The 19,740-nt window shown below is 38.5% G+C and carries 18 protein-coding genes and 1 tRNA gene; 14 read left to right on the forward strand and 5 right to left on the reverse strand.

The features are described from left to right. Window positions 1–43: 43 nt before the first annotated feature. The 3 genes from ACN9MR_RS13730 (at window position 44) to ACN9MR_RS13740 (ending at window position 3,538) form a co-directional block, all read left to right on the forward strand. A complete protein-coding gene (locus ACN9MR_RS13730) occupies window positions 44–1,570 on the forward strand; it encodes a hypothetical protein (RefSeq protein WP_426324374.1) in 1,527 nt (508 codons plus the stop codon). Window positions 1,571–1,986: 416 nt separating this feature from the next. Further along, entirely contained in the window at window positions 1,987–2,625 is a 639-nt protein-coding gene (locus tag ACN9MR_RS13735) for a hypothetical protein (protein WP_426324375.1), read from the forward strand. A 16-nt stretch (window positions 2,626–2,641) separates the two neighbouring features. Continuing rightward, entirely contained in the window at window positions 2,642–3,538 is an 897-nt protein-coding gene (locus tag ACN9MR_RS13740) for an alpha/beta fold hydrolase (RefSeq protein ID WP_426324376.1), read from the forward strand. A gap of 160 nt (window positions 3,539–3,698) precedes the next feature. On the opposite strand, the gene ACN9MR_RS13745 is transcribed toward ACN9MR_RS13740, so the two are convergent. Continuing rightward, window positions 3,699–3,770 (reverse strand) — tRNA-Arg (locus tag ACN9MR_RS13745). Between the two features lie 343 nt (window positions 3,771–4,113). On the opposite strand from ACN9MR_RS13745, the gene ACN9MR_RS13750 reads away from it, so the two are divergent. Continuing rightward, the gene (locus tag ACN9MR_RS13750; protein WP_426324377.1) at window positions 4,114–6,159 is read left to right on the forward strand and encodes a DUF4365 domain-containing protein; all 2,046 of its coding nucleotides are present in this window, start codon (window positions 4,114–4,116) and stop codon (window positions 6,157–6,159) included. A gap of 664 nt (window positions 6,160–6,823) precedes the next feature. After that, window positions 6,824–7,114, forward strand: coding sequence for a hypothetical protein (locus tag ACN9MR_RS13755; RefSeq protein ID WP_426324378.1), 291 nt, complete (start codon window positions 6,824–6,826; stop codon window positions 7,112–7,114). Between the two features lie 176 nt (window positions 7,115–7,290). Here ACN9MR_RS13755 and ACN9MR_RS13760 read toward each other — a convergent pair whose 3' ends face one another. From ACN9MR_RS13760 to ACN9MR_RS13770, 3 genes are all read right to left on the reverse strand, one after another. Next, entirely contained in the window at window positions 7,291–7,461 is a 171-nt protein-coding gene (locus tag ACN9MR_RS13760) for a helix-turn-helix domain-containing protein (protein ID WP_426324379.1), read from the reverse strand. A gap of 141 nt (window positions 7,462–7,602) precedes the next feature. Continuing rightward, window positions 7,603–8,925 carry an HlyD family secretion protein gene (locus ACN9MR_RS13765; RefSeq protein WP_426324380.1) on the reverse strand — a complete coding sequence of 441 codons (1,323 nt, stop codon included), beginning with the start codon at window positions 8,923–8,925 and terminating at the stop codon, window positions 7,603–7,605. Between the two features lie 10 nt (window positions 8,926–8,935). Then, window positions 8,936–11,179, reverse strand: coding sequence for a peptidase domain-containing ABC transporter (locus ACN9MR_RS13770; protein WP_426324381.1), 2,244 nt, complete (start codon window positions 11,177–11,179; stop codon window positions 8,936–8,938). A 143-nt stretch (window positions 11,180–11,322) separates the two neighbouring features. Between ACN9MR_RS13770 and ACN9MR_RS13775 the strand changes: the two genes are divergently transcribed. Further along, entirely contained in the window at window positions 11,323–11,994 is a 672-nt protein-coding gene (locus ACN9MR_RS13775; RefSeq protein ID WP_426324382.1) for a hypothetical protein, read from the forward strand. A 4-nt stretch (window positions 11,995–11,998) separates the two neighbouring features. Further along, window positions 11,999–12,739 carry a hypothetical protein gene (locus tag ACN9MR_RS13780; RefSeq protein ID WP_426324384.1) on the forward strand — a complete coding sequence of 247 codons (741 nt, stop codon included), beginning with the start codon at window positions 11,999–12,001 and terminating at the stop codon, window positions 12,737–12,739. An 88-nt stretch (window positions 12,740–12,827) separates the two neighbouring features. On the opposite strand, the gene ACN9MR_RS13785 is transcribed toward ACN9MR_RS13780, so the two are convergent. Then, on the reverse strand, window positions 12,828–13,031 hold the full coding sequence (locus ACN9MR_RS13785) for a hypothetical protein (RefSeq protein WP_426324386.1): 204 nt from the start codon (window positions 13,029–13,031) through the stop codon (window positions 12,828–12,830). Window positions 13,032–13,201: 170 nt separating this feature from the next. Here ACN9MR_RS13785 and ACN9MR_RS13790 point away from each other — a divergent pair, with 170 nt between their 5' ends. The 7 genes from ACN9MR_RS13790 (at window position 13,202) to ACN9MR_RS13820 (ending at window position 19,729) form a co-directional block, all read left to right on the forward strand. Beyond that, window positions 13,202–13,648, forward strand: coding sequence for a hypothetical protein (locus ACN9MR_RS13790; RefSeq protein ID WP_426324388.1), 447 nt, complete (start codon window positions 13,202–13,204; stop codon window positions 13,646–13,648). A gap of 594 nt (window positions 13,649–14,242) precedes the next feature. Further along, window positions 14,243–14,821: a TetR/AcrR family transcriptional regulator gene (locus ACN9MR_RS13795; protein ID WP_426324390.1), complete on the forward strand. Its 579-nt coding sequence runs from the start codon at window positions 14,243–14,245 to the stop codon at window positions 14,819–14,821. Window positions 14,822–14,889: 68 nt separating this feature from the next. After that, window positions 14,890–15,666, forward strand: coding sequence for an SDR family NAD(P)-dependent oxidoreductase (locus ACN9MR_RS13800; RefSeq protein ID WP_426324392.1), 777 nt, complete (start codon window positions 14,890–14,892; stop codon window positions 15,664–15,666). 50 nt (window positions 15,667–15,716) lie between these two features. Next, entirely contained in the window at window positions 15,717–16,355 is a 639-nt protein-coding gene (locus ACN9MR_RS13805; protein WP_426324394.1) for an NADPH-dependent F420 reductase, read from the forward strand. A gap of 66 nt (window positions 16,356–16,421) precedes the next feature. Then, window positions 16,422–17,408 carry a quinone oxidoreductase family protein gene (locus ACN9MR_RS13810; protein ID WP_426324396.1) on the forward strand — a complete coding sequence of 329 codons (987 nt, stop codon included), beginning with the start codon at window positions 16,422–16,424 and terminating at the stop codon, window positions 17,406–17,408. 598 nt (window positions 17,409–18,006) lie between these two features. Beyond that, complete coding sequence (locus ACN9MR_RS13815; RefSeq protein WP_426324398.1) at window positions 18,007–18,828, forward strand: SDR family oxidoreductase; 822 nt, start codon at window positions 18,007–18,009, stop codon at window positions 18,826–18,828. After that, a complete protein-coding gene (locus ACN9MR_RS13820; protein ID WP_426324400.1) occupies window positions 18,815–19,729 on the forward strand; it encodes a helix-turn-helix domain-containing protein in 915 nt (304 codons plus the stop codon). Before ACN9MR_RS13815 ends, ACN9MR_RS13820 begins: the two co-directional genes overlap by 14 nt. Window positions 19,730–19,740: the final 11 nt, after the last annotated feature.

Consider the following 19,740-nt stretch of genomic DNA (forward strand, 5'->3'; position numbering starts at 1 on the left):
GTCGTTCGCTGGACAACATTTGGGTATATTTGTTTTTGTCATTATGAGGAAGTTTACAATAGATTTTACGGCAGCAGAAAAAAGAAAACTATGGAAAGCCAAGTTAAGCTTGCGCAGACTTGAAAATTATTCCATACGGGTGATTCTCGATGCGGTAAGCCCTACCCTTGAGAGAGAGAAGGAAATAAGGAGGCAATTTTTCGATTATGGTGAAGATGGGAAACTGGCAAGAGGTTTAGAGGATATCATCGGTAGCAGCTTGAGAAATAACCTCATTATGGGAAATAGCCTAGGAGTAATAGGTGCTGCCAAAACCGCAATGGATATGATAAGTAGTGTTGAAAGAATGGTGCCCAGCAATGTAAGATTGACACTTGATGCAGTCGAGCGCTCTACTTCCCATTTAAGAAATCTACAAATGGATACATTCCGAGATTTGAACTTAACCGGTATGCTTGGATCATCGGCTGCCAGAAACTTATATGAGAGCGCCGCCTCTAGCAGGCAGGTCTTGGATAACTTTAAGCCAATAAGTGAACGGTTAAGAGATATTACGGGTAGTTTATCTGCTTTTGACAGATTGCAGGAAAACAGTTTTTTGAATCTACGCTTATCCTCTATTAGTAAATCGTATACTGGTCTTAAGGATTTGGTTTCTCTACGGGAATCGATATTACCAAAGTCGCTGTTGCAGCAGGACGTTTTCAAAAAAATGGAAATAGGATCCTTAGCGGGAGTATTAACAGCGAGTTCTCTGTTTGAAAAAAAGCATATTTCATCAGTCGGGTTGGCGCTTGAAGCAGCGAGTTCTTACACTAGATTAGCGGAGATTAATTTGGCCGCTTTTCAGTGGGATAGTATTGGTAAGCGGATAAATCTATCACAGGCGGCAGTACAGGTGGCTCAGAAAGGTTTTTTGGGCGTGTCTGAGGGATATAGCAGTCTGCTCCGCAGTATTAGCGAAAAACCAAACTGGATATATGAAGCCCCTGAGACTGCCAAAATACCTGCCCAGGATTATTATATTGGTTCCCGTATCCTTAAGATCGTATCAATAGATGATCCGGAAGAAGTTTCGGAAGAACAGCTTGATTCGGAAATAACTGAAAAAAACAGGGATGCAATCAGCCAATATTTACCCGTAGTGCATAAAGACCTGCCGGATCTGTGGCATGGTGCAGTCCAGGCCATGCAATCCGATAATCCTGATAAAATCCGCCATGTGATTACCTCTTTGCGTGAACTATATACACATGTGCTACACCTTCTGGCACCAGATGATGTAATTACAAAATGGGATGTCAATAAAGAACATTATGCCAATGGGAGGCCTACCCGGAGAGGCCGCTTTTTATATTTGTGCCGTAATCTCAACGGTTCAAATAGCCAGTTTGCCAAGTTACTTAAAACGGAAATTGATGCCACCTTGGCTATGATTGATCTTTTTCAGGGTGGTACACACAGTATCAAATCTACATTTTCACCCTTTGAGTTGGAGTTTATTAAGATTAAGGCAGATACTACGTTACGTACGTTCTTGATGCTCGAGTTTGAGATAAACCGTAGGTGATGACCAATAATCCAAACTGAGCTGATTTAATTAGAAACATTCAATTTATTTGAGATGTATAGTCTCAATAAACGAACCTTTTTCGAAAAGTAATATCCATATATTAACATATTCATCTGATTATAATTTATTTAATACGGCTTTTAGAAATTTGTGTAGTCTTTAAGAAAATATAATTCTAAAAAAAGTGTAGGCAAAACTGTAAATCACTAAACAGGAAACCCATGCAAACAACTAACTAACAACGACTTATGATCTTTACTAATGATCTTAAAGACACCGATTTCAAACTCTTTTGACCGCTTCAAAGCCAACCTTAGATTCAAAAAATAGTAATCAAATCTATATTGCAAACTTCGAACTAATTTACTAGTTTTATTAAAGATTTCACTTTTAGCCCTTTAAAAACCTTAGCCATGAAACACTTCAAAATATTGTTCATTCTGACCTGCTTTTCTTTCTCAATAGCATGGTCTCAAGAATCGAAATCACAGCAATCAGCATATATTTCCCACAATCGTACCGTTGAACAGGTTAAAGAAAACGAAAAGTCAATTGTAAGACTAAGCGAAGGTACCGGAGCCGGTGTAGCTTGGGTAAAAGATTTACTCTTTTCGGAGGGCACCATTGAGTTTAATGCAAAAGGCCGTGATTTAATGCAAAAAAGTTTCATTGGGATTGCTTTCCATGGCATAGATAATGAGACTTATGAATCGGTCTACTTTCGCCCCTTCAATTTCCAGTCTGCTGATTCAGTGCGTAAGATCCATGCTGTACAATACTCATTTGAACCAAAGTTCGGATTTCAACAACTTCGTAATACGCACAAGGACAAATACGAATCAGGTATCAATTCCCCAACGGTGAAAGCTACAGATTGGTTCCATATTAAGGTCGAAGTAAAAGAAAACAAGGTTAAAGTATTTTTGAACGGAGGCCAAGTGCCCTGCCTAGAGGTTACAACACTTAATCCAAATCCTACTGGTAAAAAAATTGGCTTTTGGGTCGGCAATAACTCAAATGGAGATTTCGCCAACTTGAGGATATCAAAATAACTAAAGATAATTTGCAATGAAAGCAATCCTTACACTCTGTCTTTTTTCACTATCCTTTGCATCATTTGGGCAAGAGAAAATGGTTGAGGTCAATGGTCACAATTATAATATTCTTGTTCAGGGTCTCGAGAAAAGAAAAGCGAATTCTCCAGTAATCATTTTCGAAAACGGGATGGGTGTAGATCTTGGAAATTGGAAGAAAATCATAAGGCAAGTTTCGACGTTTGCACCGGTGTTTGCCTACGATAGGGCTGGAATAGGCAAATCAGATAAAATTTTCAAAATGCCTACCGTTAAGTTCGTCGCAGAAAGCTTGCATGATATCCTAAAGAAATTGAACATAGCTCCTCCTTATATCTTGGTTGGGCATTCTCTTGGTGGGGTATATGTAAGGAGCTATGCCGGCTTTTATCCAGAAGAAATTTCAGGACTTGTATTTATTGATCCCGCCGACTTTACGGAAACAAAAAACGACTGGAATGACATTTTTAGAAAAATGGGACTATCCGAAAAGAAGATCGATGAAATGTTGTGCAATCGCCTTTACCAACCGAATCAGAAAGTAGATTCCCTAAATTTTGGGCCCTGGAGTGAAAGAAGGGTTTTGACTGAGCTAAGAAAAACAGATTTTGCTGAAATATCAAGCTTACCTTTACCTGCTGTTCCCCTACTTTTTTTTGTAGGTGGGAAATTCGAAGTACCAGTTGCCCAAAGAAGTAAGGATTATGATCAGGAAGTTTTTTTCCATGTCAAAAATTCTGCTAACATGGAAAGGTGGAGAAAACTGATTCATTCTACTGGCAAACCGGGTGTTTTACTCTACCTAACCAACGCTGGTCATTACATTCACTTTGATGATCCCGCATCAATAGTTGATAATATGAGGATTCTAATTAACAGGGTTGATAGATAGTTGTTTAAAAACAATGTAGATGAGTTAGTAGATTGCAACCAGTGACCACCAAAATCTGTTGTCGGTTTGGTTGTCGGCCAGCCCCTAATCAATTTGACGGAAAACAAAACAGCCTCTCTAGTACTTAGAAAGGCTGCATGATGAATTTAAAGCTGTATTGTGGTCCCGACGAGAATCGAACTCATATCTAAAGTTTAGGAAACTTCTATTCTATCCGTTGAACTACGGGACCAATATCAATATTATTCAGATTGCCATTAGGCAATCTGGTAATTAATTATCAAAATTAAACATGCCTAACATTATTTCAATGGCGCAAATATAATAAAACTTCGTACCTAAAGTGGGCAAATTTAAAAATGTTTTAGGACCAATTTTTTTAGTATCTGACCTTCATTGATTGATCTCAATTTCATGAAATTCTAAAATGATACTTGGGATAAAATATTTAGGACCAAGTTAATAAAATACGCAGAATATAGATTTTGTTTTGTTAATGGCCTAGCGTTTGGAAACCTGATGAAAATATAAAATCACTTTTTAATTCGATAACTTCGCTTATCAGCATAAACCAAATGACAAGAGACGAATTCAACAATCAATCACTGCCCAAATCAGATGCTAACGCAAATTTAGAGACGATTTCCAGAAGTAAGTTTCGGGATATTTTTAGTGCTCATGATTTTGAGATACGCGATGAGCTTCAAAATGATAAAGGCATTGATCTCTTTATCGAAATTAAGTCGAATGGGAACAGTACCAACCTTAGGTTTCCGGTTCAGTTAAAGGCAACTCAGTCGATTGAAAAGAACAAAGATGACAGTATCTCTTTTGCAATTAAGGTTTCAAACATTAATTATTTACTCAATGACAGCCTACCAGCTTTTTACGTACTTTATAATCAAACTGAAGATGTCTTTTATTATGAGCGGGCTCAGGAAGTTGAAAAATTGTTAAGGGAAAAATATCCAGACAATGACTATCCTGAGAGGTTTACTTTCAGGTTTAACAAATTACTTGATAGCATTGTTATAGGAAAAATCCATCAGGAAATGTTAAGTCTTGGCTTTCTCAGAAGAAACATAAATAAAACACTAAAGCTCGCTGATGGAAATGAAACCCTAGAAGACACAATTGTAATTCAAAAAGATCAAAATGTATATAGCCTCAGCGAAAATCTGAGGTTTTTGGAAAAACATGGCTATGGTCTATTAAATGCCGGTAGGTTTCTCGACATCTTAACGCTTGAAATAAAGTGTTATCCATTAGACAAGGGCGGTACGATTTTTCATTTTGTATGTGGAACGGCCGCCTATCTTGTTGGAAAGCTCAACAAGGCCCTAGATCATTTTAAAATTGCCAGCCAAAATATAGATGATCTTCCTTCGGCAATACAGAGTATGATGAGCTACTATACCATACAATCAAAACGTTCACTCGGGATGATTGATGCAGAAAAAAGTTCCGGGTATATCGAAGCGTTGATGGATTCTGAATATGTTGGATTGTATCTCAGGATACTAAGAGCATTTGAGGTTTACCATGTAAGTGAAGACCCTGACTCTGAAAAATTAAAACAGTTTCAACAAGCGATCGATTCTATATTTGCAGATCCTCACTGTGATGAGAGCCTAAAATTAATCGCTGACAGTTTCGCACTTACGGTCGAGGGCTACCGCTTAAATGATCAAATGTTGAATTATTTGCTAATGCATAGAGAGTCGGGCAGAAAATTATTTGTTGGTCCGGAAAAACATAAACTTAGGTCAGAACAAATTGACAATTATAATAAGCGTTTTAATGAACTCAAAGCAAAAGCATTACGTGATAAAAATCAATTTACATACCACAACATCTGTTTAAATGGGATAAAAATCCAATATATACAAGCATTCTACACCGACATTATTCTCAACATTGATAGAAAAATGCTTACTGTTAAATCAGATTTAGATGCGTCAGAAAAAAAGATACTCAACGAGCAGGCTGATTATGTTGGTAGCATCGCCAAGGTATGTGAGCAAATGAGTGCCTGGGAAAATATGGTGGCGGCGCTGTCCCAACAATATGAGCTATTGCATTTTATCGGGGATTTTAAGCAGGCTGACCTTGTAATGAAAAAGATGGAGGAAATTATTCTAAATAATGATTGGTATGGGCTGGAAGAGAAATTAACCCATTTAAAGAATAAGGGAACTGGCCATGAAACGTTCGCGGAAATGGTAATCGCATCCCTTTCAAAAACAAACGAACGCAATAAAGAACTTACTAGATTAAGTGCTGAAATTAATCAAATGGATATGGAGGATAGCAAAAGACCATATTCAATTACTGGAGAAAGCGTCCAGATTAACGTTTTTCCTTTCGGCAATTTTTATTTTGAAAAAGTAATTTTAGATCGTGTCTTTAAATTGCTTAATGTGACAGCTGTGGCGAGAGATCGTATTTTAAATCTGATGGAGTTGGGTGCCCTTCCAATTGTTAATGCATACAGGGATCCAATTGTATCTGAAGGACCAGATGGAGAGTTCACCGTGGAAAGAGATCCAGCCAGTTTGGTACGAATCCATAAAGTACGTAAAGCGCTACAGGATGTTGGTGCCTTTAAGGTGTATCGTTAAAATGGTTATTAGTTGCCAAACAACAGATTTATTTTTGTTTCCACAGCGATCAAAATTTTAAAATTAAGAAAAGCTATGGCAAAAAGGTTCCTTATGCTTAATGCAAAAGCATAAATGATTAGTTTTCCTTATTCATCGCCTCTACGAAATCCTGATTTAACAGTCAATAACACAAAATCTCTTTTTAAGAATGTTAATTATCTATGGAAAGAGAAATTTCCGTACATTTACGGTAAAGAATTTGCATTTAAAAAAATAGAGGTGAGTTTTTGGTCAACAAAAACTATAATCGATTTTAAATCACTGATTATCAGCAGATTAAATAGAGAGTTCGACTCCCTTCGGGCTCCACTGGAATCAGTAACAGAATTCACCAAAAAACACTAAAAGCCTGCAAATCAATAATTTGCAGGCTTTTGTCTTTTGGTATTTAGTGGCTTTTTTGACCAATAACGCATATGCGAGGTGCGTCAAGAGGTGCGTCAAACGAAAAAAATTCCGACGCACCGAATTTGATTATAACTACCTGTAATACAGCTAGTTTACCACGTAAACATCTTGACTTTTTTTGACTGCAATCTTAACTTTATTCACCTTTTAAGATTAATTTATGAAAAGAAATTTCAGTTTAATCTTCTTTTGAAGAAAAGAACGGTTAGCCGATTTGACTAAGCTAAAAAGAAATGAATCTGGAAAACAAAAAGCCCAAGGTAACTTGAGGGTGTCTGGAGATAAGAAATTGATTTCCATACATAATACGCCGCTAAAGGACTTAACCAACCAATTAGAAAATTTATTGGGCTCAAATGTCCTACCTGAATTTGATAGCAATAAAGGATATGATATGACCTTAAGTTTGGAAAATTTTAAAGACATAAAAAAATCTCTCAACTATTATGGCTTATCAATTTCTAAGGAAAAACGGACCTTTAAAAGGTTCTTACTAGAAAAATAAAAATGTTACAGCAAAGCTCCGATTTTCTAAAAGATGAAGTCTAGTTTGAAGTCTCGCCAACTATACAACTTCGAAATCCAAACTAAAACGGAAAATCTGCCTAGTCAAGTACTAGGATCTCATAATATGCAAACGAGTTTCGAATTTTTCAGAATCTCCACTGTTAACATTGCTTATCAGATCCTCCCCCTTCGTTTACTTTCTAAAAACTCCTCTCTCAGCTCACTTTTATAAAACCTGTCCCCACCGGGAAGCTTGCTGGGTTTTAAAATACCCTTCCTTACCTTTCTCTTATAAGTGCTTTCACTTATCCCAAGATACTCCATCACCTCAAGCCGGGTCAGCATCTGATCCTCTGGCAGTTTTAGTTGGCCATAAGACAGACTCTCTTCAAAGGCCTCTTTCGTTATGGCACCATAAACAGGATGCGGCGACCATACCCGAGATTATAAATAAAACATTGTAGACTGTTAGATCTTGGCGGCGGATTATTTTTTCATAATGTACTTTAAATTATCAAAGAGACGTTGGATCAACCTGCGATCATTTGTAATGATCTCTGCTGATCCCTTTGCCTCAGCCTTAAAATCAAGTTCTGTTCCATAGTTGGTTTTTAACTGTTTAGGAAAATCAACCAATACCATATACGTGTCTATTTCTGATTTTTCGGTTTTGGTGGTGCTGGTTGTTAAAGATATTGAATTAATCCGGCCAGTAATCGAACCATACTCCATATACGGATAATTATCCAGCTTAACAATAACTTCCTGACCCTCTTTAATTTTACCACTTCCCTGAGCTGGTAGAATAACCTGCCCAAATGCTTGTGCTGCTGACGGTACTATAGTGAATACCTGTTCTCCTGATTGTACAAATTGGTTCTCATTATAGAATTTTAGAAATTGAACCTTACCATCGAAAGAAGCCCTAAAAACGTACTTCTGCTCCCAGCTTTTTATATTGTCATCCAAATCATTATAAGCAGAAATCAAAGAAATTCTCAGTTCTTTTTCTTTTTCTGGTTTCTGTATACCGAGCTCCTGTAGTTTACTTTCTGTTTGCTGGACTGCCTGTTGGGCATTGATTAAATTGTTAACGGCATTTTGCAGGCCATCTTTACTGGAAAGATAACTCATCTGGGTTTTATCGAGTTCCGATTCGCTAATCACTTTTTTTGTAAATAGTGTAGAATCCCGGCTGTAAAATTTATGAGCATACCATAAAGTGTTTTTAGCCATGTCAACACGCCTGGATGTGGTGGCTATCGCATCTATCTGCTCGTTAAGCAATAGTCTATAATTTTCAGCTTCTTTATCCAAAAGTCTATCCTTTTTAGAATTGACAAACTCCTGCAAGCTATTTACGAATGCATAGTATTTGGTGTTAAGTTCACCCAATGAAAAATTGCGGGGTAATTTCCCCGTAATCCTTAATATCTCATCTGTGTTGGGGTTATACAGTTTAAGCAAACTATCAATATAAATAACACTCCTGGGATTAGTTGGATTATCGATATATGCCAGTATCTGACCTTCTTTAACCTTATCCATAGACTTAATTCCATTAATTTTTAATTTCCCGTTACTGCCTGCGATGAGTTTTAAAGGAGAGTTTTTCGTATTTATACTAATTTCTCCCTTTACAATATCCGGATAACGTATAAACCAGCCAAAAACAAACAACAATGTAAACAGAAGTATAACAATCGCCGAAACGCGGAAGCCGAAACCAGTTGGCATCCGTTCTATAATATGTTGCACCTCTTCACTTCTCTCAGCCTGGAGTGCCTCAATTGATTTAGAATTTTCCATACTAATTAAATTAATTATTGGGTAAGGTGACTATGGTTCCGGCTCCCGCCTCCGTACTGAGATCAAGTTGTGACTGCACAAGTTGACTGTATCTGCCCTTTTTTTCCATTAAGGTATGGTGGTTGCCGATTTCCACTACCATACCATTTTGCATTACAACAATTTGATGAGCTTTACGGATGGTACTCAGTCGATGGGCTACAACAATGACAGTTTTATCTTCAAAAACATCATCTAAAGCAGCTGTAATTTTTTGTTCATTAATGGTGTCAAGAGAATTTGTTGCCTCATCAAAAAATAGATAGTCAGGATTTTTGTATAAAGCCCTCGCAATTAATATTCTTTGCTTTTGTCCCCCACTTAACCCACGCCCCTGTTCGCCCATTACAGTTTGATATCCTAAAGGCAACTGTTCTATTTCCTGGCTAATGTTGGCAGTATTTAACGCCTTTTTTAATTTTTCATAATCTATCTTTTCATCATCCAGAACAATATTGTTTAGTATAGTGTCATTGAATATTTTTCCATCCTGCATTACCGCTCCGCACTTATCCCGCCATTGGCGTAAACTCACATTATTAATGTTCATATCCCCAATCCGGATTTCACCGTAACTGGGTTTATACAAACGTAATAACAGCTTCAATAAGGTCGATTTACCACTTCCGCTATCACCAACTATAGCAGTAACCTTGCCTTGAGGAATTATAAGCCTGATACCCCGCAGCACTAATTTTCCGTTTGGCGTATACTGAAAAGCGACATTACTGATGATTAGACTTTTATTATCAGGCAGCTCGATACTATTCTGACCGACATTTTCATGTTCATCCTCCAGCTGGTGGATTTCGTTAAGTCTTAAAAAGCTGATTTTTGCAAACTGAAAGGAAATAATAAACTGGATAAACTGCACAACCGGTGCGTTTAACATTCCGATAATAAACTGGATGGAAATCATGACGCCAAAAGTGATGTCTCCGCTAATCACTGCCCTTGCACAGTAAAAGGTAATAAAAAGATTTTTTAAGCTGTCAATAAACTGTGCGCCTGAGTTTTGGGTATTTGTTATATTAAGCACCCTTAGATTTACCTTATATAAACGGGCTTGTATATTTTCCCATTTCCAACGCTTTTGTTTTTCGTAATTATTAATCTTGATATCCTGTATGGCCGAAATAGTTTCTACCCAGTAACTTTGATTTTGCGAAACAAGTTCAAAATATTCCCAGTCCAGTTTTTTTCTAATGTTTAAAAAAGCCATAACCCAGCCTACGTATATCGTACTTCCAGCTAAAAAAATATAGAAGATTATAGGATTATAAATAAACATGATCACCCCAAAAACGACGAATGTAAGCGAAGAAAAAAGCATACTTAAGGAGTTGTTCATGATGAAAGACCGGATTCTTTCATTATCCTGTGCACGCTGCAGAATATCACCTGTCATCTTGTTCTCGAAAAACGTAATGGGCAAACGCATTAATTTAATGAGATAATCAGATATTAACGCAATGTTTACCCTTGAGGTGATATGCAATAAAATCCAATCGCGCACCATATTACTTAGTAAGACACTTACAATGATGGCTATATTGGCCACCAGTACAATATTTATAAAATCTATATCCTGCGTCTGTATACCAACGTCTATCACCGATTTACTGATGAAGGGCAACAGTCCCTGCAAAACGGTGACCAATAACATGACTACAAAAAGATTAATAAAACTCTTTTTATAAGGCCGGAAATAGCCTATAAAATTTTCCAGTGTCTTTTTCCTGCTTAATTTTTCTTCCCCGTTTTTCTCATAGAATTCTGCCTGAGGCTCGATAGCCATCAATACTCCCTTTGTTGTACCAGACTTTAACCATTTGGAAGCGAATTCGGTAACATCATATTTGATATGACCTTTGGCAGGATCAGATACCAAAACAGAACTTTTACTTTCAGACTGTTTTTTAACAGCATAAACGACAACAAAATGGCTATTGTTCCAATGAATGATGGCTGGTAATGGAACTTTATCAAGCAAATCCTCTAAAGTACACTTTAATGACAAGGTACGTAAGCCAATGGCTTCACCTGCATGGCTGATATCATCGAATGACACGCCTTCTTTTGTTACACCACATTTATCCCTTAAATATTGTAAAGAATAAAATTTACCATAGTGTTTTGCAATCATCTTTAAACAGGCCGGACCACAGTCCATCATATCTAATTGCCTTTCAGTTGGAAATGAGCGTAAATTCATCTTAGATTAATTATTTGGCCAAATTATAATGTTTTCAGTTTATAATACATAGCTGTCTTTTTCCTTCATGATTTCTTCATAATTCTTGTAGACATTTAATTCCAGATATCCTCATCTTTTTTTTTCAACTCAAACTAAAAAAAATGAAAAGACAAAAATTAAACTTTGACCAGCTGGCCCAAGAGATTGAACTGATGGACAACATGGAAGGACTAAAGATTAAAGGCGGAATGACCGCTGCCGAGATGCTTAACGACATTGCACAGAACGGAATTGGTAATTATGCAGAGGGAAATTATGATTTTAGTGGTGGGGCCGATGCGATGTTTTCAAACATATCTTTTGATGGAGGCGGTGGTAGTGGGTCAGGCGCTGGTGGAGATGGTGGCGGATATGGATTTGGAACAGGATCTAACCCCATACAGCTAAATACCGTGACTATTACAGCAAATCCTTCTAATTCTAGTACGGGTGCATTTACAGCAATCACCATTGGAATGGATTCTTACGGAACTTCGATGACTGGAGCAAATGCGCTGAATTTTGTCGCTAATGGTGAGGCTATAGGTGGTGTTGCATTTAAAGCACTTACAAGTAGTGGAACTGTTATAGGTATGATAGCTGGTGGCGGTCCTGCTGTATACCATATAATTAATGGAGATGCTACTGCAGATGACTGGATAGCTTTAGGACTAGCTGCTTTAGCGGGGGCATCTGAATTTACAGGCTTGGGAGAGGCTTATGATGGAACCGTTGGAGTAGGTATAGCAGTGGGGACTTTAGGTTATGATGCTTATCAAGCTACGCAGCAATAATAAGATGCACAACAAAACGATTTCATACAATACAAAAAGTTATAATACTGGCAAAGCATTCCTATATGCTTTGCCAGCTTATCTACTGATCACACTTCTGTTAATATCTGTTGCGAGATTACTAATGATGCCCAAATTAGGAGTCGTTGCATGGATAGTATTAAGTGTTATCCCATTTGTATTCCAAAAAAAAATCAAACTTTTATTTACACGAAAGATTATCTTAAATTTTGACGATAAAAATTTCAAAATAAGCGAGTTTGGGTTACAGGATGATGAGCTAAAAAATGAGTTTAACTATCGATGGGAGGATATAAAATCTTACAGATGTTATTTCTCGGCATCGAGTGTTACCTATATTACTTTATACCTCCGAGATGGATCAAGTAAGAATTTATCTTTTAATGATAAGGATCAAAATAGTGCTGTGGTTGAAGAAAGTGTATTTAGCCTATTTTATTACTTCGTATCTCAGTACAATATCAATAAAGATCCAGATGATAAAATCGTTTTTAAACCTGGTTTCTTTACAACCAGTAATGGCTTAGCACTAATTGTAAGCTTATTAATCCTAGCCATTGTCTTAATCATTACCCATTTTATAGTTCATCCAAAATCTGCAATGATGTCTTTAATGGCTTTATTTATCATTTTAGGTTTGTTCGGCAAACGCAAAAAAGATATTATGTTTAAGGACAAGTTAGAAAACTTGGAACCCATAAATATTTTTATAATCGATGCATAATTATAAAATAAAGAATACAGCAGACGGATTTTAAACGGGCAATTTAATTTTCCAAGAAGAATAAGACCTTGTACGTCTATGTTATACTCTAAAGAAAAATTTTAATGGAACCATACCAGCCAGGATCGATTTCTTCCGGCCGGTATGACGACATGGACGACATAAAAAATCTATCGTAAATTCTGTTCAATCCATGAAAGACTATTTCCTGATCGGGAATGGGGAAAACATAAAGCCGGGAATTTGGAAGCAATGCATAATCTACTCCGTTTACCTTTTTTGTCAGAGTCAAAGCAGTTTCTGAATCTAAATTCAGCCTTCTTAGATCACCCCAAAATGCGGTCCCGTCAGAAATATTATTCTTAAAAAAACGTGATAATCTTTTTGTCGTAGTGATGATACCAAACACCAATGATTATGATGTAAAGCCTAACTCTCTTCTAAATTTATTTATACACTAAAATGAAAATTAACATAAAAACATATCTATTCATGTTCATTTTGATTTCAATTTTTATAAGTTGTACTGTTAAAACAACAACAACTGACAATGTTGAAGACAAAAATAAAGCTGAAGCCATATCCGATAAATTTTATAATGCTTTAAAAAAGCAACAATATCCGAGTACCATTAGTCTGTTTAGCTCAAAATTCTTTCATGTATTAAGCAGGGAAACATTACTAAAAAACTATACTAAAATTGCAAATGAACAAGGAACTGTAGTTAGTGCCGACTTAATTGAATGGCATACAAAAACCGTAAGTAATGATGAAAGCAAAAATGTATATACACTAACTTTCAATGTTAAAAGAACACTGAATAAAACCATAGAGACGTTGACTTTTTATATGGAAAACAATACTTTAAAAATAGTGAATTACGATATAAAATATAGTTTGAATAAATAAGTGAAAAATCTTGGTAGAGATCATAAATTCGACTTTTTCTGAATTACCTGCGTATTTCACTAAATCTGTACAGTCCGTTTCGCTCCAAACTGTACGCGAATTTGGCTGCCGGATTTTTTGGTAAGTCATTCCTTTCCCTCTGAACGCATAGCGGCTTGGCTGCAAATTTACTTCTTCCCTTAGGCGCACCACGGTTTCCCGTTCGGGATCCTCATTTCCCACTTTCCTTTAGATCACCATTCCATCATCCTTCGGATGAAACCGGAAAATCCATCAAAAAGACGCTTTGAAGCGCTTAAACTCAATCTGATGAATGCAAGATCACACGAGGCATCGATTTTATCTCTGGGGCTTTAATTTGACCTGAACTTAGAAATTTTATCGGAACTGCTGTGCAAAGAAATCCTGACCTGAAGATCAAGGCGTACAGTTTGGAGCGAAAGGAGGTGTCAGCATAAATGCGAAACGCGCGTACACATTTGCCGAAATGCCCAGGAAGAACCAGTTTAGTTGAAATATACAAATAAAAAAAAGTGCAAAAAATTACTTATTTTTGAACGTTCATTCAAAAATAAATCTTATCCTTGAATCATTATGCCGAGAGTAATAGAATTTAACGAGGAAAAGATCATCTCCAAAGCACTACAGGTATTTTGGAAGAAGGGCTATAACGCCACTTCGATGAAAGATTTGGTAGAAGCTACCGGGCTAAATCCCGGAAGTATCTACAATACTTTTGGAAACAAGCATGACTTATTTTTGGCTTGTCTCAAGGATTATCTGAACCCCATTTATGTTTACGATTTGAAGCAAAAGGAAACACAGAAAAATCCGCTCGAATTACTTCGTGAATTTTATATGGAGGTTGCTACCAATTCCGTACTAAGCCAAGACTCCTGCCTTTCAGTTAAAAGCTCTTTCGAGCTCGCGGCGACAGATGATGAAACGCATCATTTATTGAAGAACAGCATGGATAAACTGTTTGAGATTTTCGAACAAATGGTCATCAATGCACAAAAAACTGGGGCTATCAGTGATAAGCAGGATACTTTCTCATTGGCCCAACTCATCGTAGCCACTTTGCCGGGCTTGGGGCAGAATTTCATTCTTTATAAGGATAAAAACCGCATAGCCAAAATCGTTGATGATCTTTTGGATATGATAACACGATAAATTTTTTTTACTCCATTTTTGAACAATCATTCAAATATAAATTATATTAACATTTAAATTTTAAGACAATGTCAAATTCAGAGAATTCAGTGCAAAAAACAGAAAAAAAAGTAGCGTTGATCACAGGAGCTAACCGAGGTATCGGCCAACAGGTAGCAAAAGAGCTGGCAGGCCATGGTTTCATTGTACTGGTCGGGTCTCGCAAATTAGAAAATGCAAAAGAGGCTGTATCGGAAATAGGTGAAAATGCGTATCCGATCGCCATTGATGTAACCAATAAGGAATCCATTTTGAAGGCAGCCAATCAGGTAAATACAGAATTTGGCAGACTCGACGTATTGGTCAATAACGCCGGGATCTCGCATGCAGGTTCATCAGAAAGGTCATTGGAAGAAATACTGGCGTCTGGCAAAGCCAGTGTAGCAGATATTGACGAGATACGAGCTGTTTGGGAAACAAATGTTTTCGGACTACTGGCTGTTACCCAGGCCTTTCTGCCATTGCTTCACAAGGCTCCTTCTGCCCGCATCGTTAATCTGTCCAGTGGTATGGCATCTTTAAATCTTAATGCAGACCCGGAATATCCGTACCGTGGAGGCTTCAATGTTGTTTACGGTGCAGGCAAGACAGCCGTCAACGCAATTACCCTGGCCTTGTCCATTGAGTTGGAATCTAGCAATATCCGTGTAGAGGCCGCAAGTCCTGGTTTTGCAGCGACCGCCATGAATAATTTTGAGGGAACGGAAACCGTCGAAGAGGCTTCCCGCAATATTGTACGTGCAGCTCTTGGAGAGAATGACCCTTCAGTACTGTTCTCTGCACCGGAAGGATCGTTTCCTTGGTAAATTTTACCGGCTTTGGACAAGTAATATTTTAAGAACTAAAAAATTTAGAGATGGAAAATGAAATATCAAACAAGGAGAATCCTCAAGAAGCTACTAAGGCCATCGGAATAGTGGGGGCAGGACACATAGCACAAGCTGTTGCACGACATGCAGCAAAAGCAGGTTATAAAGTAATCATCAGCAGCAGGAAAAAACCCGTCGAATTGGCTGATTTGGCCTTCACTTTAGGGGGCGGAGTAACTGCAGGAACCCCAACTGAAGCAGCTCAGGCAGACCTTGTACTGATCGCCGTTCATTTTGATCAGATACCGGATGCTGTAAAAGATATAGACTGGAAAGGACGTACCGTTATAGATACGAGCAATGCCATTGTTTTTCCAGAGTTTAAACCTAAAGATTTCGGCGGAAAAACATCCAGCAGGGTTAATACCAGTTTATTTCCCGGTGCTTCACTTGTGAAAGCATTCAATACATTACCGGCCGCAGTTTTGGCTTCAGATCCTAATGTGGATAAAGGTAGACGTGTGATCTTTGTCTCAGGGGATGATGAAGGGTCGAAAAAAAAAGTTCTAACCTTTGCAAAAAACCTGGGCTTTTATCCGATAGATTTGGGAGGTCTGGATGAAGGCGGTAGATTGCAGGAATTCGGAGGTGCCCTTATCACTCATAACCTTATCAAATTAAAATAAAGGAATAATTTTTTTGCCCCAATCTTGAACAATTATTCAAGATTGGGGCTGTATAAGACGAAAAACATGAAAAAAATAAATGACAACAGTACCTCAGGTGTAATCAAAATGTACAGCCAGGGAGGTCCGGAAGTATTGGTATATGAAGAAGAGGTTGTCAGTAATCCCGCAACAAATCAAATACTGCTTAAGCATGAAGCCATCGGGGTAAATTTTGTAGATATTATGTTTCGAAATGGCACATTCCCTGTAACAAAATTTCCAACAGGGGCTGGCGTAGAAGCCAGCGGTATCATAGAGGCAGTCGGCAAAGATATTACCAATTTTAAAACTGGTGACCGTGTGGCCTACCATCACGCCATGGGAGCTTATGCTGGACGAAGGCTGGTATCTGCTGACAATCTTGTACACCTTCCCGATGAAATTTCGTATGAAACGGCAGCAGCCTTACAGGCAAAAGGACTTACTGCAAATGTGTTGCTGAATATTGTTTATGAAGTAAAGAAGGGAGATGTCTTGTTGGTACATGCCGCAGCGGGAGGTGTAGGCTCACTTTTGTCAAAATGGGCAAAGTCTTTAGGAGCAACGGTTATCGGTACGGTCGGTTCAGAAGAAAAGAAAAAACAGCTGGTGGGACTTGATGGGGTTATTGCCCTTGATATGGAAAACGCTGTAGAAAGGGTACTGCAAATAACTGGCGGTCAAAAAATAGATGTACTTTATGACGGTGTGGGTGCCGCTACCTTTGGCAGATCAGTTGAACTGATTAAACCTGGCGGTACGGCCATACTTTTTGGCTATGCTTCGGGTTTCCCCAAGGTCGATCAAAATATCCTTATTCAAAATCAAATTCGTTTTGTTAGTCCAGATATAGGTCGCTACATCCAATCTCACCAGCATCTTGAAGACTTATCGGCAGAAGTTTATAAGCAATATTTAAGAGGAACTTTTGGTGAAATCAATCCCAATCGCTTTCCACTAGCAGAAGCGGCAGAAGTACATCGGAAGTTGGAAAACAGAAAAACAACCGGGGCTACAATTCTTATCCCATAATAAAAATGAACTTTAAGTATCCAATATTTTCAGAAATAGTTTTAGGGCGCAACCCAAAGAATAGTCCACCCCGAAAATGCAGATATGCTCCTAGGAGCCTTTATTTTATGCATAAATTGAAAGATTGTTCCTGAAAGTCAATTGCAAAAAAGCTAATCGAAAGATCAGAGTGGCCGGTTTGCCGCGGAACAGGCGGTCACTTTAAAGCGAAATGGATGACAGTTTAAATGCGGAACGGGTGGCCATTTTCGCCGAAATGCCCACTTTAGATAATTCAAACAGTTAGCCTGATAAATGTAATGGTTCGAGCCCAGCCAAAGGACGAATTGATTACAATAGGCAGTTTTTCAAAAATTCCCAGTAGTGAGAATAGATGATCAAACTCAACTTTCCCTGAAGCAATATTAATCTAACACAAAGGTTGTGGTGCTGGAGTAGTAAAATATAATTGGTTCGTCTCCTCATCTATCGCGCATTATTTAGCCGTCTGTAATTCTTTCCATCTTGTCAAACGCTCCGTTTTGGTTACAACCTCGTCCGTTTTAGTTACACATCCCGTTTCCCTGTGCTGCACCTTTGTATAACAAAAGGAAACAATATGAAAACTATTTTTATCACCGGCGCATCTGCCGGATTGGGAAAAGCGACCGCAAAATTATTTCAGACTAAGGGCTGGCGAGTTATCGCTACCATGCGAACACCCGAAAAGGAAACAGAATTGAACCAGTTAGATAACGTTATCCTGTTACCATTGGATATTTCGAATAGCAGCCAGGTGCAGCACACCGTAAATGCCGCCCTGGCTTTAACAGACATTGATGTTGCATTCAACAATGCCGGTTATGGCCTTATTGGGCCGGTGGAAGCGAATACCGAAGAACAGATCCGCGCACAATTTGACACCAATTTCTTCGGCACCCTTTCGGTGATCCGCGCCTTTATTCCTTATTTTCGCCAGCAACAACAAGGCTTATTTATTAATACCACCTCACTCTGCGGTCTTGTGTCCAATCCGCAATCGGCGGTTTATAACGCCTCCAAATGGGCTTTGCAGGGCTTGGCCGAAAGTATGTCTTACGATCTTGCACAATTCAATATCGGCATTAAGAACATCGCTCCCGGCGGTATCAGAACCGATTTCATGAAAGCGATGCAGGTTACACAGGATACAGCTTACGAAGCAACGTTAGCTAAAATGAATGAAGGTTTTAGCGACGGTACCCTAATGGAATTTACCGAACCTGAGTTGATAGCCGAAGTGGTTTTTACCGCGGCTACAGACGAAAAGGACCAGTTAACCTACCCTGCAGGTAACGATGCACTGCGGCTCTACGCTAAACGGCTGGCAGAAGGCCCTGAAGCTTATCGCATCAATTTGACAAAATACCTTAACTTGCGCAGTCCGTATGAAAAACATTAAACTACCAGTCATCTTTAATTCCATATCGGAGTTGCATCGCGCACTGGGTTTACCCAAGCCACTCCATCCGCTGATCAGCCTGGTCGATTACGGCACAATTACCGTGCATACCGCCGACCTGGAAAAGGGAATGCTATTTAATTTTTATAAAATCTCGTTTAAGAAAGACTTTAGCGGCAGGATAAAATACGGCCAAAGCCATTATGATTTTGATGAGGGCGGTCTATCTTTTGTCTCACCGGGACAGCTCATTACAGCCCTGGAAGGCGAAGCCAAATATGGTGGTTATACTTTGCTTGTCCACCCTGATTTTATCCGGAGCTATCCTTTAGGTCGCAATATTAAAAACTACGGATTTTTCTCTTACGCCGCTAACGAGGCACTATACCTGTCCGAAAAGGAAAGGCTAGTAATCGTCGGCCTTTTCAAAAACATCGAACAGGAACTGGGCTCAGCTATTGATCAGCTAAGCCAGGATGTATTGGTTTCGCAGGTCGAGCTGTTGCTCAATTATAGTAAGCGCTACTACAGCCGACAGTTCATCACTCGTAAAGAACCCAGCGGTGAATTATTGGCGCGTTTTGAAGAGTTGCTATCCGATTATTTTGGTACAGGTAAGCCGTTGATCAATGGTTTGCCAGCTGTCGAACAAATCGCCGGCGAACTGAAAGTCTCCGCTCATTACCTGAGTGACATGCTCCGTTCGCTCACCGGGCAAAATACACAGCAGCATGTGCACGCTAAACTGATTGAAAAGGCAAAGGAACTACTAACCAGCGGAGAACTTTCTGTTGCGGAAATAGCATATCAGCTCGGATTTGAGCATCCGCAATCCTTTAACCGACTTTTTAAAAGGAAAACAGCGCTGTCGCCGCTTGACTTCAGGAGGTCGCTGAACTGAAACATATCTTT

It is taken from the genome of Pedobacter sp. R-06 (assembly GCF_049913135.1).
GTDB lineage: Bacteria > Bacteroidota > Bacteroidia > Sphingobacteriales > Sphingobacteriaceae > Pedobacter.

Coding starts and splice junctions, on each gene's coding strand:
- ACN9MR_RS13750 (WP_426324377.1), top strand. CDS start 4,114: ATGACAAGAGACGAATTCAACAATCAATCACTGCCCAAATCAGATGCT.
- ACN9MR_RS13760 (WP_426324379.1), bottom strand. CDS start 7,461: ATGCTGACCCGGCTTGAGGTGATGGAGTATCTTGGGATAAGTGAAAGC.
- ACN9MR_RS13810 (WP_426324396.1), top strand. CDS start 16,422: ATGAAAAAAATAAATGACAACAGTACCTCAGGTGTAATCAAAATGTAC.
- ACN9MR_RS13735 (WP_426324375.1), top strand. CDS start 1,987: ATGAAACACTTCAAAATATTGTTCATTCTGACCTGCTTTTCTTTCTCA.
- ACN9MR_RS13820 (WP_426324400.1), top strand. CDS start 18,815: ATGAAAAACATTAAACTACCAGTCATCTTTAATTCCATATCGGAGTTG.
- ACN9MR_RS13740 (WP_426324376.1), top strand. CDS start 2,642: ATGAAAGCAATCCTTACACTCTGTCTTTTTTCACTATCCTTTGCATCA.
- ACN9MR_RS13795 (WP_426324390.1), top strand. CDS start 14,243: ATGCCGAGAGTAATAGAATTTAACGAGGAAAAGATCATCTCCAAAGCA.
- ACN9MR_RS13770 (WP_426324381.1), bottom strand. CDS start 11,179: ATGAATTTACGCTCATTTCCAACTGAAAGGCAATTAGATATGATGGAC.
- ACN9MR_RS13765 (WP_426324380.1), bottom strand. CDS start 8,925: ATGGAAAATTCTAAATCAATTGAGGCACTCCAGGCTGAGAGAAGTGAA.
- ACN9MR_RS13730 (WP_426324374.1), top strand. CDS start 44: ATGAGGAAGTTTACAATAGATTTTACGGCAGCAGAAAAAAGAAAACTA.
- ACN9MR_RS13775 (WP_426324382.1), top strand. CDS start 11,323: ATGAAAAGACAAAAATTAAACTTTGACCAGCTGGCCCAAGAGATTGAA.
- ACN9MR_RS13805 (WP_426324394.1), top strand. CDS start 15,717: ATGGAAAATGAAATATCAAACAAGGAGAATCCTCAAGAAGCTACTAAG.
- ACN9MR_RS13815 (WP_426324398.1), top strand. CDS start 18,007: ATGAAAACTATTTTTATCACCGGCGCATCTGCCGGATTGGGAAAAGCG.
- ACN9MR_RS13800 (WP_426324392.1), top strand. CDS start 14,890: ATGTCAAATTCAGAGAATTCAGTGCAAAAAACAGAAAAAAAAGTAGCG.
- ACN9MR_RS13790 (WP_426324388.1), top strand. CDS start 13,202: ATGAAAATTAACATAAAAACATATCTATTCATGTTCATTTTGATTTCA.
- ACN9MR_RS13780 (WP_426324384.1), top strand. CDS start 11,999: ATGCACAACAAAACGATTTCATACAATACAAAAAGTTATAATACTGGC.